The following is a 14,354-nucleotide window of genomic DNA, read 5'->3' on the forward strand; positions in this document are numbered from 1 at the left end:
GCCGTCTCACGTCCCCCGCTGTTCCGCCCTCTCCGCCGTCTTTCGCAGGAGGCCCCATCATGACGGACTCGACCGGCCCGGCCTCGCTCATCGCGCGCGCCGCAGCGGTGACGCCCCGTCCGCTGTCCGCGCGCGTGCAAGGATTGTCGGACCGCAGCATCGCCTGGCTGTTCATCACGCCGACCCTGCTGTTGCTGTTGGCCATCAACATCTTCCCGCTGTTGTGGACCATCCGCCTGTCCTTCACCAATTTCTACGCCAACCGGCCCAACGCCGCCGTGCGCGACGTCGGGTTGCTGAATTACACCAACATCCTGAGCGATCCCGACGTTTGGGAGGCGATGCAGACCACCGCGCATTTCGTCTTCTGGACGGTGACGCTGCAAGTGCTGCTGGGGTTCGGGTTGGCCCTGCTGATAAACCGGCAGTTTCGCGGCCACACGCTGTGGACCACCTTGATCCTGCTGCCGATGATGCTGTCGCCCGCCGTGGTCGGCAATTTCTGGACCTTCCTGTTCCAGCCGCAAACCGGCCTGTTCAACACGGTGATCGGCTTTCTGGGCGGGGTGTCGCCCAGCTCCTTCCAGATGATCGGCTCCGTCAATCTGGCGCCTTGGGCCATCGTGCTGGTCGACAGTTGGATGTGGACGCCCTACGTCATGCTGATCTGTCTGGCCGGGCTGCGCTCGATCCCCGATTACATCTATGAGGCCGCCGAAATCGACCGCGCGTCGCCCTGGCGCCGCTTCTGGTCGGTGACGCTGCCGATGGTGCTGCCCTTCATCATGCTGGCGGTGCTGTTCCGGGGCATCGAGAATTTCAAAATGTTCGACATGGTCAATCTGCTGACCTCGGGCGGCCCCGGCTCCACCACCGAACTCGCGTCGATCACGCTCAAGCGCGAAGCCTTTGAAAAATGGCGCAGCGGCTATTCCTCGGCCTTCGCGATCATTCTGTTCGTGACCGTGTTCGGCCTCGCCAACATCTACGTCAAGGCTTTGAAACGGGTGAAACAACGATGAGCGCCCTGACCAAAACCCCCATCGCCTTTTCGGTGACGACGCCGTCGCCGCTGTCCAAGCGGATCGCCGCGACCCTGGTGGTGATCTACGCCCTGATCGCGCTGCTGCCGCTGGTCTGGATCGTGCTGACCGGCTTCCGCACCCCGGCGGACGCCATCGCCTATCCGCCCAAACTGCTGTTCCAACCGACGCTGGAGGGGTATGTCAACCTCTTCACCGCCCAGTCGCGGCAGACGCCGGAGTACATCGCCTCGCTGCCGCCGCCGTCGAGCTGGTACGAGGAGATGGCGCGGGCCAAGAACATGCTGATCGTCGGCCCGTCGAAGGTCGGCGGGCGGTTCGTCAACTCGGTCATCATCGGCTTTGGTTCGACCTTTTTGGCGGTGTTTCTCGGCACGCTGGCGGCCTACGCCTTTTCCCGCTTCACCATCCCGTTGGCCGACGATCTTCTGTTCTTCATCCTGTCCACCCGGATGATGCCGCCAATCGCCGTCGCCATCCCGATCTATCTGATGTACCGGGCGCTCGGCCTGTCCGACACCCATGTCGGGATGATCCTGCTTTACACCGCCGTCAACGTCTCGCTCGCCGTCTGGCTGCTCAAGGGCTTCATGGACGAGATCCCGCGCGAGTATGAAGAGGCGGCCATGATCGACGGCTACACCCGCCTGCAAGCCTTCGTGAAGGTGGTGCTGCCCCAGGCGGTGACGGGGATCGCCGCGACCGCGATCTTCTGCCTGATCTTCGCCTGGAACGAATACGCCTTCGCCGTTCTGTTGACCTCGGGCGAGGCGCAGACGATGCCGCCCTTCATCCCCTTCATCATCGGCGAAGGCGGCCAGGATTGGCCCGCCGTGGCCGCCGCCACCACCCTGTTCGTCATTCCCATCGTCGTCTTCACCGTCCTGCTGCGGGGCCATCTGCTGCGCGGCATCACCTTTGGAGCGGTGCGCAAATGACCGCAACCCGCAACCCCGCCTCCGTGTGGCGCCGCTGTTTCCGGCGGGCGCCGTGGGAGAACGCCGCGACCGGCCTGATCGTGCTGGGGGTGTTTCTGCTGATGCAGCCCTTCTCCATCGCGCTCTATGGCTGGTCCTTCCCCGTCATCCTCACCGGCACGGCCCTGTTCACCGTCGTCGGCAAGTTTCCCGAGTAGGAGGCCGCCCATGGCCGACATTGAACTGCGCCAGCTCCGCCGCAGCTTTGGCGAGGCGGTGGCCGTCCGCGACATCGACCTGACGATCGACAGCGGCAAATTCGTCGTGCTGCTCGGCCCGTCGGGCTGCGGCAAGACGACGACCTTGCGGATGATCGCCGGGCTGGAGACGCCGACCAGCGGGCGGATCCGGCTGGGCGGGCGCGACGTCACCCACGCCCGCCCGCGCGACCGCGACATCGCCATGGTGTTCCAGCTCTTCGCGCTCTACCCGCACATGACGGTGCGGCAGAACATCGCCTTTCCCCTGCGCAACGAGGGGGTTCCCCGCGCCGAGATCAAACGGCGGGTCGCCGACGTCGCCGAGGCGCTGCGCATCGGGCCGCTGCTCGACAGCCGCATCGGCGGCCTGTCGGGCGGCGACCGCCAGCGGGTTGCGCTGGGCCGCGCCATCGTCCGCCAGCCCCAGGCCTATCTGATGGACGAGCCGCTCGGCACGCTCGACGCCGAATTCCGCGAGCTGATGTGCGTGGAACTGCGGCGTATGCACAACCGGCTGGCCACCACCACCGTCTTCGTCACCCACGACCAGACCGAAGCGATGGCGCTGGCCGACCACATCGTCATCATGAAGGATGGCGCGATCCAGCAATCCGACACGCCCGAACGCATCCACCGCTTTCCGGCCAACCGCTTCGTCGCCAACTTCATCGGACGCCCGCCGATGAATTTCCTGACGCTCGACGGGCCGGTGTCGCGCCATGACGCGCATGTCACGCCGCATGGCGGCGATGGTGGAGCGCCGGTGCGCGTCTCCCCCCTGTTGGACGACGCCGAACGGGCGATTTTGGGCGTGCGCCCCGACCATGTCCGCATCGACCCCGCCGGGCCGTTGGCCGCCCGCGTCACCGGAACGGAGTTCTTCGGCTCCCACCGCATCGCCCTGCTCCACACCCCCGCCGGGCCGCTCAGCGCGCGGATCGACCGGGCGATCCATCTGACGGAGGGCGAAACCCTGCGCCTGTCTTTCGACCGCGACCATGTGGTGCTGTTCAACGCCGCCAGCGACGCCTTGATGGCCAGCCGCGCCAGCGACGAGCATCGCCTGACCGCCGCCACCCCGCCGCAACGGAGGCATTGACCATGGCCAGCGTCACATTGGAGGGCGCGACCAAGCGCTTTGGCGCCGTCGCCGCGCTCGACGGCATCGACTTGACCGTGGAGGATGGTGAGTTCTTCGTCATCCTCGGCCCCAGCGGCGCCGGCAAAACCACCAGCCTGCGGCTGATCGCCGGTCTGGAAAAGCCCGATTCCGGGCGGGTCCGCATGGACGGCGCCGACGTCACCGACCGTCACCCGGCGGATCGCGACGTGGCCTTTGTCTTCCAGCAATATTCGCTCTACCCGCATTTGAGCGTGCGCGACAACATCGCCTTCCCGCTGCGCGCGCCGGGCCGCCGCTTGCCGGAGGAGGAGATCGCCCGCCGGGTGGCCGAGGTCGCCGCCCTGCTGCGCATCGACGGCAAGCTCGACCGGCTGTCCACCAAGCTGTCGGGCGGCGAGATGCAGCGCGTCGCCATCGGTCGCGCCCTGGTGCGTCAGCCCCGCGCCTTTTTGATGGACGAACCGCTGTCCTCGCTGGACGCCAAGCTGCGCGAGGAGTTGCGGGTGGAGTTGCGGCGGATTCAGCGGCGCATGGCCGCCACCGTGCTCTACGTCACCCACGATCAGGTCGAGGCGTTGACCCTGGCCGACCGCATCGCCGTGTTGGACGGCGGGCGGGTCCGGCAGGTCGGCACGCCCGAAGAGGTGTACGACAACCCGCTCACCCTCGACGTCGCCCGACGGCTGGGCGCTCCGGCGATCAACATTCTGCCGCCCGGCTGGCTGGCCGACGCGGCGGGCGGCCTTCCCGCCGCGATGCCCGCCGCCACCGCCCATGTGGCGATCCGGCCCGAAGACGTCGTCTGCCGCCTGGACCACGCCGCGCCCGGCACGATCCCCTGCACGGTGATCGAATCCTCGCTGCTCAGCCGCAGCCTGGTGGCCGAGCGCCAAGGGGTGGAGTTGCGGATTCTTCTGCCCGCCGAGCGATCCCCCCCGCCCGGCTCCGTCATCCATGTCGGTTTCCCGCCGAACCGCAGCCGGTATTTCGACGCGAACGGCCAACGGCTGGCGTCTTGACCTCTTTTCCAGAAAGGACACCCGTCATGAACACGGCGGACATCATCGCGGCGGTCGCCGCCATCGAACAAGCCATCCTCGCCGCTGAAAACGAGATCGAGGCGCTGGACCGCGCCATCGGCGACGGCGATCATTTCATCAACGTCCGGCGCGGCTGCTCCGTCATCACCGCGATGAGCGGCGATCTGGCGACCCGCAGCCCGGACGAAGCGTTGACCGCCATCGGCGCGAAGCTGCTCAGCACCATCGGCGGGGCGTCGGGGCCGCTGTTCGCCAGCCTCTTTCTGGCGATGGGCAAGACGCTGAAGGGCAACGCCGAACCCAGCCCACGCGACCTCGCCGCCGCCTTCACCGCCGGGGTGGACGCCATCCGCAGCCGGGGCAAGGCCGACGTCGGCGAAAAAACCATGCTGGACGTGCTGATTCCGGTGGCCCGCCTGTTTGACCGGCTGACCGGCGCGGCGGAGCCGATGGAAAGCCTGTGCGCCGCCCTGAAGGAGGAATCGTTGCGCGGCATGCTGTCCACCCGCGACATGATCGCCACCAAGGGGCGGGCCAATTTTCTGGGCGACCGCGCCATCGGCCATCTCGACCCCGGATCCAAAACCTGCCAAGTCGCCATCTGGGCGGTTTGCGATCTGCTGACCGGAACCGCTCCGGCCTTGCAGCGCACCGCGTGAACTGCCCAACCGCGTGACCGACCGGGCTTGACCCGCCGGTTTTCCCCACGGACACTGACCGGATCATCGCCCGTCCACCGTCCTGGCTCCCCTGCGGGGACGCCGCCGCGCGCCAACGAGACGGGCGTGATCCAGGGAGAGAGCTTCCATGAAAAAGCTTATCAACGACGTCGACACCCTCATCGAAGAAAGCCTGTCGGGCTTCGCCGCCGCGCACCCGACCCTGGTCGAGGTCGCGTTCGAGCCGACCTTCGTCAAGCGGCGGGGCGAGCCGCGCGCCAAGGTCGCGCTGATTTCCGGCGGCGGATCGGGGCATGAGCCGCTGCATTCCGGCTTTGTCGGGCGCGGCATGCTCGACGCCGCCTGTCCGGGGCAGGTCTTCACCTCTCCCACGCCCGATCAGATGATCGCCGCCGCCCACGCCGTCGATGGCGGCGCGGGCGTGCTGTTCATCGTCAAGAATTACGCCGGGGACGGGATGAATTTCCAGATGGCCAGCGAGATGCTGGACATCGAAAACCTCATCACCATGGTGGATGACGATGTCGCGGTGGTGAACTCCACCCACACCACCGGACGGCGCGGCGTCGCCGGAACCGTGCTGGTCGAAAAGATCGTCGGCGCGGCGGCGGAGGAGGGGCAGGATCTCTACGCCTGCAAGGCGTTGGCGGAAAAGGTCAACAAGCGTTGCGCCTCGATGGGCGTCGCCTTGTCCTCCTGCACCGTTCCGGCGGCGGGCCGTCCGACCTTCGTCATCGCCGACGACGAGATCGAAATGGGCGTCGGCATCCATGGCGAGCCAGGCCGCCGCCGCGAGGCGATGAAGACCGCCGACGAGATCGTCGATGATCTGATGACGGCGGTCCTGGACGATCTGAAGCCCGCCGCCGGGGCGCAGGCGCTTTTGCTGGTGAACGGCTTTGGCGCCACGCCGCTGATGGAGCTGTATGTGCTGTTCAACGCGGCGGCCAAACGCCTGGGCGCGGCGGGCGTCGTCGCCGCCCGTTCGCTGGTCGGCAATTACACCACCGCGCTGGAAATGGCGGGCGCGTCGATCACCGTCTGTCTGCTGGACGAGGAACTGACCCGCCTGTGGGACGCCCCGGTCCACACGCCCGCCCTGCGCTGGGGCTGCTGAACGGCTCGCGCGCCCGCGCGAACGGCGGCTTCACCCCTCCGCGCCGGTTGACCGCCGCGCCGCTCTGGTGAACCAGCCCAGACCGGCCAGGGTTCCGGCGCGCGGGCGGTATTCGCAACCGACGAAGCCCGCATAGCCCAGCCGGTCCAGCTCCTCGAACAGGAAGGGATAGTTCAGCTCCTCCCCCGCCGGTTCATGGCGCGAGGGGACCGAGGCGATCTGGATGTGCCCGGTGATCGGCAGCAGGCGGCGCAGCGCCATGGCGCAATCGCCGTGCAGGATCTGCCGGTGGTACAGGTCGAACTGAAGCTTGACGTTCGGGCGGTCAAGATCGGCGATCAGCCGTTCGGCCAGGGCGAAGTCGTTCAGGAAATAGCCGGGCATGTCGCGCCCGTTGATCGGCTCCAACAGCAGATCGACGCCGCGTTCGGCCAGCGCGTCCGCCGCGTGGACCACGGCGCGGTGGTAACTGGCCTGCGCCGCCGCGTCCGCCGGATCGGCCAACCCCGCCATCAGATGCAAACGGCGGCAGCCGGTGGCCTCGGCGTAGCGCAACGCCGTCTCAACCCCGGCCTGAAGGTCGGCGAAGCGATCCGGCAACGCCGCCATACCGCGTTCCCCCGCCGCCCAATCGCCGGGCGGCAGGTTGAACAGCGCCTGGGTCAAACCGTTGCGCCGCAACCGCGCCGCAACGGCGTCGGGCGAATGGTCATAGGGGAACAGACACTCCACGGCCTGGAACCCGGCGTCGGCGGCGGCGTCGAAGCGGTCCAGGAACGACCATTCATTGAACATCATGGTGAGGTTGGCGGCGAAGATGGGCACGGCGCTCCATGGCTCCAAACTGAGGTTGATAGGACGTCCTCACTCAGGACACGGCTTTGAAACCAGCGATCTTTCTAACCCCGCGCCGCCGCCCAACGCCGCCAGAGCGCGCGGTAGGCGCGCTCGATCTGCCGCGCCCGCAGCGGCCCGTTCAGCGTCGGCGAGGCCGCCAGCCGCTGGCGCAAGGTCGCGTGGCAAAGCGCCCGGCGGTCGGGCGCGGCGGCCAGACCCGCCGCGATGGCGACAAAATCATCGGCGTCGCGGGCGATCAACTCCGGCGCGCCCGCCGCGTTCAAATGCGCGGCGGACACCCGCCCCATCATGTTGGTCCCCGGCAGCGTCACCACCGGCACCCCCATCCACAGCGCCTCGAAACTCGTGGTCGCCCCGCTGAAGGGGAAGGTGTCGAGCGCGACGTCGATGTCGTGATAGATGGCCAGATGATGCCGCCGGTCGGTCGCGCCGTCGGGAAACAGCAGGCGGTCGGCCCCGACGCCGCATCCCGCCAGAACGCCGACGATGTGGCGTTGCAAGGTCGGCTCCAGGAACTGCCCCTTGTAGCGCAGCAGCAGCCGCGCGCCGGGAACGGCGATCAACACGCGCGCCCACAGGGCGAGCACGGCGTCGTTGATTTTGGCCGGGTTGTTCAAACTGCCGAACACCAACGGACGCCCAGCCGCCTCCACAGCCGCCGCCTCCGCCGGATGGGGCGGCAGGGCGTCGCGCGGGACCGGAAAGGAATAGAAGCCCGGCAGGCGGAAGGGCCGTTCGGTGAAACGCTCCGGCCCGCCGGGCGGCGCCAGGATCCGGTCCGTCAACAGCGCGTCCACCCCCGACAGACCGCTGGTCCCGCCGTCATGGGCGCTGACCAGGACCGGGGCCGGACGGCGCGCGGCGACCAAGGGGCGGTTGGCGTCGAACCGCCCGCCCAGCATCACCAAAAGATCAACCCCATCCCCCCGGATCCGCTCGGCGATGGCGTCGTCGCTCAAGCCGTCCACCGGACGCCAGCGGTCGGCCCAGCCGCGCAGCCGCTCCGTCATCGCGTCCGACCGGGAGTCGCCCGAATACAGCGCGATCTCGAACGCCGCGTGATCGTGATTCGCGAGGATCGACGCCATGTTTCGGGCGATCGGATGATCGCGGAAATCCGACGACAGATAGCCAATCCGCAGCCGCCGGTCGGGCGCCGGGTCGTTGCTGAACGGGGCGGCGGCGACCGACGGCGCATGGCGACGGGCGAAGGCCAACGCCTCGGCGAAGCGCGCCTCCTCGTCCAGCGTCGGATCGTAGAGGATGGCCGACAACAGGCCGCGTTCGGAATCGTAATTGCCCAGCCGCACGCCGCGCCGCAACAGCGGCAGCCCCGCCGTCACCGCGCCCAGAGATCGCAGGCCGCTCGCCAGATTGCTCAAGGCCGGGCCGCAAGCCGGCTCCAGGGCCAGCGCCCGCCGCGCGGCGGCGGCGGCGGCGGCGTGACGCCCCATCCCAAGACAGGCCGCGCTTTGGTTGATCCAGGCCGACGCCAGCGTCGGATCGCCAATCCGCGCGCGGCGGCAGGCGTCCAAAGCGGCGGCGGCGGCCCCGCGCTCGTCCAACAGGGCGGCGGCGTTGGCCCAGGCGTCGGCCCGGTCGGGGGCGAGCGCCAGCGTCCGACGAAACTCGTCTGCGGCGGCCCCGCGATCCCCGACCGCATACGCCAGTTGCGCCGCCTCGAAACGCAGATCGGCGGATTGGGGATCAAGGACCAACGCCCGCCGCAGCAGGCTCCGCGCCGCCGCCAACCGTCCGGCCTCCCGCTCCCCCAAGGCGCGCTGGCGCAGCAACAGCGCCGCCCGCCCAGCGGACGCGCCGTCCGACGGGTCCAACGCCGCCGCGCGGGTCAGCGCCACGATGGCCCCGTCGTCATCGTCCAGACGCCGCCGCGTCGCCCCCAGCCGCGCCCAGGCGGTCGCGAAATCCGGGCGCAGCGCCAACGCGCGGCGGTAGGCCGCCGCCGCGCGCTGCGGGTCAGCGGTCGCGTCGAGCAAGGCTCCCAAATTCGACGGGTAATCGGCGGCGTCGGGCCGGAGCGCCATCGCCTGCCCGATCAACTCGACGCCCAAGGCGGCGCGCCCGGTCTGCCCGGCCAAAACCCCCAGAAGATGCCGCGCGTCGGGCTGCGCCGGATCGGCGTCAAGGATGCGGCCATAGAGGGTTTCGGCAGCCTCCAGCCGTCCGCCCAGATGATGGTCCAGCGCCAGAGCCAGCGCCTCCGCGATCGTCGCCACAGCGTCCCCAACGGATCCAGGATTGTCCGCCCCTGTTGTCGCCCGGCGTCCGGGCCACGTCCAGGAAATCCGCCGCCGCCGGATCGGCCACGCCCACGGATTCGCACAGCCGCCCTTCAATTCTGACAGGCTGCGGCGCAGGCTCGACGACGGCAGAATGCGGCCAACGCCCACCCGACAGGATCACGCCCATGCCCGACGCCTCCCAACCGACCGGCTCCGCGCCCGCCGAACACCCGATGAGCGACCGCATCCGCGTCCGCGACGTCACGTTGCTGTCGAACGACTGGTACGTGCTGAAAAAAACCACCTTCGACTACCGCCGCCGCGATGGATCGTGGCAGACCTTGAGCCGCGAGACCTACGACCGTGGCAACGGGGCGGCGCTGCTGCTCTATGACCCGACGCGCGGCACGGTGCTGTTGACCCGCCAATTCCGTTATCCCGCCTACGTCAACGGCCACCCCGAGCCGCTGCTGGAGGTCTGCGCCGGTCTGCTCGACGACCGCAGCCCGGAGGACGCCATCCGCGCCGAAGCGGCGGAAGAGTTGGGCGTCGTCGTCGCCGCGCCGCGCCGGGTGTTCGACGCCTTCATGAGTCCCGGCTCCGTCACCGAAAAGCTGGCCTTCTTCGTCGCGGAATACCGCGCCGCCGACCGGGGCGAGGGCGGCGGCAACATGGAGGAAGGGGAGGACATCGACGTCGTCGAGTTGACCTTGGCCGACGCCCTTGCCATGGTCGAACGCGGGGCCATCGTCGATGGCAAAACCATCATGCTGCTGCAACACGCCGCCTTGCGCCGCCTGATGGAGGTTTGAGCCATGAGTCCAGGCGGCGACGGGGGATGGATGATCGACGACGGGGCGCTTGATTGGGAGGACATCCGCGCCTTCCTCGCCACCGCCCGCAGCGGCAGCCTGACCGACGCCGCCCGCGCCCTGGCGCTCAGCCAGCCCACCTTGGGGCGGCGGTTGAAGCGGTTGGAAGGCGTTTTGGGCGCGCCGCTGTTCGACCGTCTGCCCAACCGGCTGGCGCTGACGCCGCTGGGCCGCGCCGTTCTCGACTCCGCCGAGGCGATGGGCGCGGCGGCGGCGGCCTTCGCCCGGCGGGCCGACCGGCAGGTCGCCGTTCCCCAGCCGGTGCGGGTCACGGCCACCTCGTCGGTTTCCACCTTTCTGACCAGCCATTTGCCAGAGTTGCTGAGCGAAACCGGCGCGGATCTGACCATCCTCAGCACCCGCGCCGCGCTCAACCTCGCCCAGCGCGAGGCGGAAATCGCGCTGCGCATGGACCGCGTGCCGGTGGAAGGCGATCTGGTGACGCGGCGGTTGGGGCGGTTCGGCTTCACCCTCTACGCCGCGCGCGGCTTGCGGCCCGACTGGGCGGCGCCGTGGAACGGCGCGCCGGTGATCGGCCTGCCGGAAACCCGGCGGCGGCCTTCGCAATCGGGTTGGGTGGACGACACGACGGCGGCGCTGGGCGGACGGATCGTCGCCCGCCTCAGCGAATTGCCGATGCGGCTCGACGCCGTTCGGCGCGGGGTGGGCGTGACGCTGCTGCCCTGCGTGCTGGGCGACCGCGACGCCGATCTGGTCCGCGTCGTCGAACCGCCCGACGATCTGCGCGAAGACGTGCATCTTCTGATGCACGGCGACGTGCGCGAGCTTCCGGCGGTGGCGGCGGTGGCCGAGGCGCTGGTCCGCCTGTTCCGCCGCCACGCCGACGCGCTGGCGGGCGTCTGACCCGACGCGTCAGAAACGATAGCCGACGCCGACCATCGCCATCGGTTGGACTTTCTCGACCACGACCGGGCTTTTCTTGGCGTCGCCGGTCAGAATTCCGACACCGCCGTTGGCGGTGACGAACCAGGAGTCCGTAACCATCCAATTGGCGCCGACGGTCACGTCGAAGCGCTTGATCCCCGATTCGGCCTTGTAGGCCGCCAGCCCCGACGCCTTGGCCTGCGCCGCGTTGACGCCGAAATTGGCGCGCATGTGGCGCTCGTCGGCCCAGGTCGCCGACACGCCGCTGGTCAGGCTGAACCGCTCCGTCACCGGATAGTCCAGCCTCAGCCCGGCGTTGACCGTCAAGCCATTGGACCCGCCGAAATCCTTGGTCGCCGACAGGTCGAACGACACAATGCCCAAGCCGTAGCTGGCGAACAGGCTGCCCGCCGCCGCGTCCTTGACGTCGCCCAGCCCCTTCAGGCGGCTGTGGTTCTTTTCCTTGCGGCCCGCCCGATAGCCGACCGACGCGCCAAGCGTCAGATGGTCGAACACCGTCGTTTTGGCCCCCAGCCCCTTGGCCCCCAAGAACAGGGTGTCCTTCCAGGTGATGTCCACCAGCGGAACCGGCGCGACCTTCATCGTCTTGGCGCCTTCGTATTTCGGGACGTAGGCCGCGCCGCCGCCCATCATGAAGTCCCAGTCACGGCGCGGCCCCTCGGTCCCAGCGGCGCGCGCCGTCCCGGACAGGCCGCCCATCACCGCCGCCACCGCGACAGCCCCGACCGCGCCCCGCGCGATGCTCGTCAACACTCCCGTCACCGGAACCACTCCTCTAATTTTGCGTCTGACGTCACGGCGGCAATCGCCAACGTCGTCAGGGTTAGCGGGCATAGCTTGCGCGGAGCTTGCACGGCTCCGAACAAAAATTGCGTCGTGTTGCAAGCTTCCGGCAAGCCACCCGCCGGATAGCTCAGGCGTCGCGCCGCCGTGCTGGCGTTGCTCTGTCTGGCGCTGGGCACGCACATGTACGGCAACGCGCTTTACCGCCCAACCGCCTTCTGGTTGAAGCAGGTCATGGCCGTGGGCTATGTCGGCTTTCTCGTTCATGTCATCATGGCGCGGCGGTCGCTGACCTGCCGGTCGCTGGTCTGGCGGCCCCAGTCCGCGCCTCTCAAACACGCAAACGGAATCGGATGATGCGGATTCTGCTGGTCGAGGACGAACCGGATCTGGCGAGCGCGCTGAGCGCCGCCCTGACCCGGCGCGATTATCTGGTCGATCACGTCGAAACCCTGGCGGATGGGGAGGAGGCGTTGGCGTCCGGCGTCCACGCGCTGGTGCTGCTCGACCGTCGCCTGCCCGACGGCGACGGCGTCAGCCTGATTCCCGCCATCCGGCGTTCCCCCACCGCTCCGCCGATCATTCTGCTGACCGCGCTGGACGACGTGCGCGACCGGGTGACGGGGCTGGACGCCGGGGCCGATGATTACGTCGCCAAGCCCTTTGAACTGGACGAGTTGCTGGCCCGCATGCGCGCGGTGCTGCGCCGCCCGCCGCCATTGACGGAACATACGATCACGGTGGCCCGCGCCACGCTGGATCTCGACGCCCGCACGGTGCGGATCGGCGACCAGCCGCTGACCCTGCCGCGCCGCGAGCTGTTGGCGTTCGAGCTGCTGATGCGGCGCGCCGGGCGGGTGGTGACGCGCGAGGCGCTGGAGGCGGTGGTCTATGGCCAGGATGATTTCGTCGGCCCGTCCGCCATCGAACCGCACCTGTCCCGCCTGCGCCGCCGGTTGGAGGAGCACGAGGCTGGTCTGGAGATCCACGGCGTGCGCGGGGTCGGCTACATGCTGCGCGTGTCGGCGTGAAGCGCCCGCCATCCCTGACGCTGCGGCTGATCGCGACGCTGGCCGCCGTTCAGACCCTGGTGATGGCCGCCATTGTGACGTTTATCATCGGCTTCCAAATCAACCGTTACGGCAGCGAAGCGGTGATGGCGAACTTCGTCATCAACGTGGTCGCCGACTCGCTGGCGGTGGACGAGCAGGGCCGCGCCGTTCTGAACGAAACCCCGATTCTCAAAAATCTGCTGGAGCGTCACCCGACCTTGTGGTTCCGCGCCCTGACCAGGCACGGTGACATCGCCCACGGAGAACGCCCGCCATCCATTCCCAGGCCCATCGCCAAGCCGCTGGGGGAAGGGCAGGATTTCAGCATCGCCTGGGCCGTCCGCGAGAACGGCCACATCGTGGCGGTCATCAAATCCCCGGAAAACGAGCTGCCCGTCCTTGACTCGGCGGTGATCGAGGCGGGCGTCCTGGCGTTGCAGAACGCGGACATTCCCGACCTGATCCTCGACACGCTTTCCATGATGGAAGGCGTCATTCCCGTCCTCGGCCCGCCAGTGGCCGCCGCGCTGATCGCCATCGCCCTGGTGGTGCGCCGCCAGTTGCGCGTGCTGCGCCGCGCGTCAGCCGCCGCCGCCGCGCTGAACCCCGACCGGCGCGGCGCCCGTTTGCCCGAAGACAACATCCCACGCGAGGTGTTGGCGCTGATCCGCTCGGTCAACGCCATGCTGGAACGGTTGGACGAATGGAGCGTGCGTCAGCGCCGCTTCATCGCCGACGCCGCGCACGAACTGCGCACCCCCATCGCCATCCTGCGCACCCGCCTGGACGCGCTGCCCGACGATCCGCTGAAAGACGCGCTGCTGCGCGACGCGCGGCGCCTGTCCGACCTGTCCACCAAACTGTTGGATCTGGAGCGGCTGCGCGTGTCGGAAGCCTCGCTGGCGCCCTTGGATCTGGTCGCGCTGGCCCGCGAGGCGGTGGCGGATGTCGCCCCGTTGGCGACGGAAGAGGGGTACGAAATCTCTTTTTCCAGCGAAACGGAAAGGCTCGACATTTTGGGCGACGCCACCGCCCTGCGCCGGGCGGTCGGCAATTTGATCGACAACGCCATCCGCCATGGCGGCGGGCGCGGCGGCATCCGGGTCGCGGTCTCCGCCGACGGCGGCTTGATCGTCGAGGATGACGGCCCCGGCGTGCCGCCCCAGCACGCCCCCTACATCTTCGATCCCTTCTTTCGCGGAACCAAAACCGGGCAAGGAACCGGGTTGGGCCTGCATCTGGTCCGCGAGATCATCCGCGCCCATCCCGGCGCGGCGATCAGCCTCGACTCCAGCGCGCCCGCGTCCGGCGCGCGCTTTCGCCTGCATTTTTCGGTTCTCCCGTCACAATCCTGCTGAAGCGCGGCGCAAGGGCAAGCTTGGCGCAATGAAGGCGGAGCACAGTCGGGGTCTTCACCGCGTCGGTTGACGCGCCGCCCCATTCCTCGGTTGTTGACCCCG

The 14,354-nt window shown here is 68.8% G+C and carries 15 protein-coding genes; 12 read left to right on the forward strand and 3 right to left on the reverse strand.

What is annotated here, in order from left to right; all coding sequences use genetic code 11:
• Positions 1–59: 59 nt before the first annotated feature.
• The 7 genes from ACODS4_RS06545 (at position 60) to dhaK (ending at position 6,180) form a co-directional block, all read left to right on the forward strand.
• Positions 60–1,022: a carbohydrate ABC transporter permease gene (locus tag ACODS4_RS06545; protein ID WP_488861893.1), complete on the forward strand. Its 963-nt coding sequence runs from the start codon at positions 60–62 to the stop codon at positions 1,020–1,022.
• Positions 1,019–1,981, forward strand: a complete 963-nt coding sequence (locus ACODS4_RS06550; RefSeq protein WP_488861895.1) for a carbohydrate ABC transporter permease — start codon at positions 1,019–1,021, stop codon at positions 1,979–1,981. Before ACODS4_RS06545 ends, ACODS4_RS06550 begins: the two co-directional genes overlap by 4 nt.
• On the forward strand, positions 1,978–2,178 hold the full coding sequence (locus ACODS4_RS06555) for a hypothetical protein (protein WP_488861897.1): 201 nt from the start codon (positions 1,978–1,980) through the stop codon (positions 2,176–2,178). Before ACODS4_RS06550 ends, ACODS4_RS06555 begins: the two co-directional genes overlap by 4 nt.
• Positions 2,179–2,188: 10 nt before the next feature.
• Positions 2,189–3,319 carry an ABC transporter ATP-binding protein gene (locus ACODS4_RS06560; RefSeq protein ID WP_488861899.1) on the forward strand — a complete coding sequence of 377 codons (1,131 nt, stop codon included), beginning with the start codon at positions 2,189–2,191 and terminating at the stop codon, positions 3,317–3,319.
• 2 nt (positions 3,320–3,321) lie between these two features.
• Complete coding sequence (locus ACODS4_RS06565; protein ID WP_488861901.1) at positions 3,322–4,362, forward strand: ABC transporter ATP-binding protein; 1,041 nt, start codon at positions 3,322–3,324, stop codon at positions 4,360–4,362.
• Positions 4,363–4,388: 26 nt separating this feature from the next.
• A complete protein-coding gene (dhaL, locus tag ACODS4_RS06570; RefSeq protein ID WP_488861903.1) occupies positions 4,389–5,042 on the forward strand; it encodes a dihydroxyacetone kinase subunit DhaL in 654 nt (217 codons plus the stop codon).
• A gap of 148 nt (positions 5,043–5,190) precedes the next feature.
• Positions 5,191–6,180, forward strand: a complete 990-nt coding sequence (gene dhaK / locus ACODS4_RS06575; RefSeq protein WP_488861905.1) for a dihydroxyacetone kinase subunit DhaK — start codon at positions 5,191–5,193, stop codon at positions 6,178–6,180.
• Between the two features lie 30 nt (positions 6,181–6,210).
• Here the strand turns inward: dhaK and otnI are convergent, their stop codons facing one another.
• Positions 6,211–7,005 carry a 2-oxo-tetronate isomerase gene (otnI, locus tag ACODS4_RS06580; RefSeq protein ID WP_488861907.1) on the reverse strand — a complete coding sequence of 265 codons (795 nt, stop codon included), beginning with the start codon at positions 7,003–7,005 and terminating at the stop codon, positions 6,211–6,213.
• Between the two features lie 74 nt (positions 7,006–7,079).
• The gene (locus tag ACODS4_RS06585) at positions 7,080–9,275 is read right to left on the reverse strand and encodes an O-linked N-acetylglucosamine transferase, SPINDLY family protein (protein WP_488861909.1); all 2,196 of its coding nucleotides are present in this window, start codon (positions 9,273–9,275) and stop codon (positions 7,080–7,082) included.
• Positions 9,276–9,466: 191 nt separating this feature from the next.
• Here ACODS4_RS06585 and ACODS4_RS06590 point away from each other — a divergent pair, with 191 nt between their 5' ends.
• Complete coding sequence (locus ACODS4_RS06590; RefSeq protein ID WP_488861911.1) at positions 9,467–10,093, forward strand: NUDIX domain-containing protein; 627 nt, start codon at positions 9,467–9,469, stop codon at positions 10,091–10,093.
• A 3-nt stretch (positions 10,094–10,096) separates the two neighbouring features.
• Positions 10,097–11,017 (forward strand): LysR family transcriptional regulator, encoded by a 921-nt coding sequence (locus ACODS4_RS06595; protein WP_488861912.1) that lies wholly within the window; start codon positions 10,097–10,099, stop codon positions 11,015–11,017.
• Positions 11,018–11,026: 9 nt separating this feature from the next.
• Here ACODS4_RS06595 and ACODS4_RS06600 read toward each other — a convergent pair whose 3' ends face one another.
• Positions 11,027–11,821, reverse strand: coding sequence for a MipA/OmpV family protein (locus tag ACODS4_RS06600; protein ID WP_488861913.1), 795 nt, complete (start codon positions 11,819–11,821; stop codon positions 11,027–11,029).
• Between the two features lie 168 nt (positions 11,822–11,989).
• On the opposite strand from ACODS4_RS06600, the gene ACODS4_RS06605 reads away from it, so the two are divergent.
• The 3 genes from ACODS4_RS06605 to ACODS4_RS06615 are packed head-to-tail and all read left to right on the forward strand — an operon-like array spanning position 11,990 to position 14,252.
• The gene (locus ACODS4_RS06605; protein WP_488861915.1) at positions 11,990–12,199 is read left to right on the forward strand and encodes a hypothetical protein; all 210 of its coding nucleotides are present in this window, start codon (positions 11,990–11,992) and stop codon (positions 12,197–12,199) included.
• Positions 12,196–12,873, forward strand: a complete 678-nt coding sequence (locus ACODS4_RS06610; protein WP_488861917.1) for a response regulator transcription factor — start codon at positions 12,196–12,198, stop codon at positions 12,871–12,873. Before ACODS4_RS06605 ends, ACODS4_RS06610 begins: the two co-directional genes overlap by 4 nt.
• A complete protein-coding gene (locus ACODS4_RS06615) occupies positions 12,870–14,252 on the forward strand; it encodes a sensor histidine kinase (RefSeq protein WP_488861919.1) in 1,383 nt (460 codons plus the stop codon). Before ACODS4_RS06610 ends, ACODS4_RS06615 begins: the two co-directional genes overlap by 4 nt.
• The last annotated feature ends 102 nt before the right edge of the window (positions 14,253–14,354 follow it).

The sequence above is a fragment of the Azospirillum sp. FG154 genome (genome assembly GCF_057809575.1).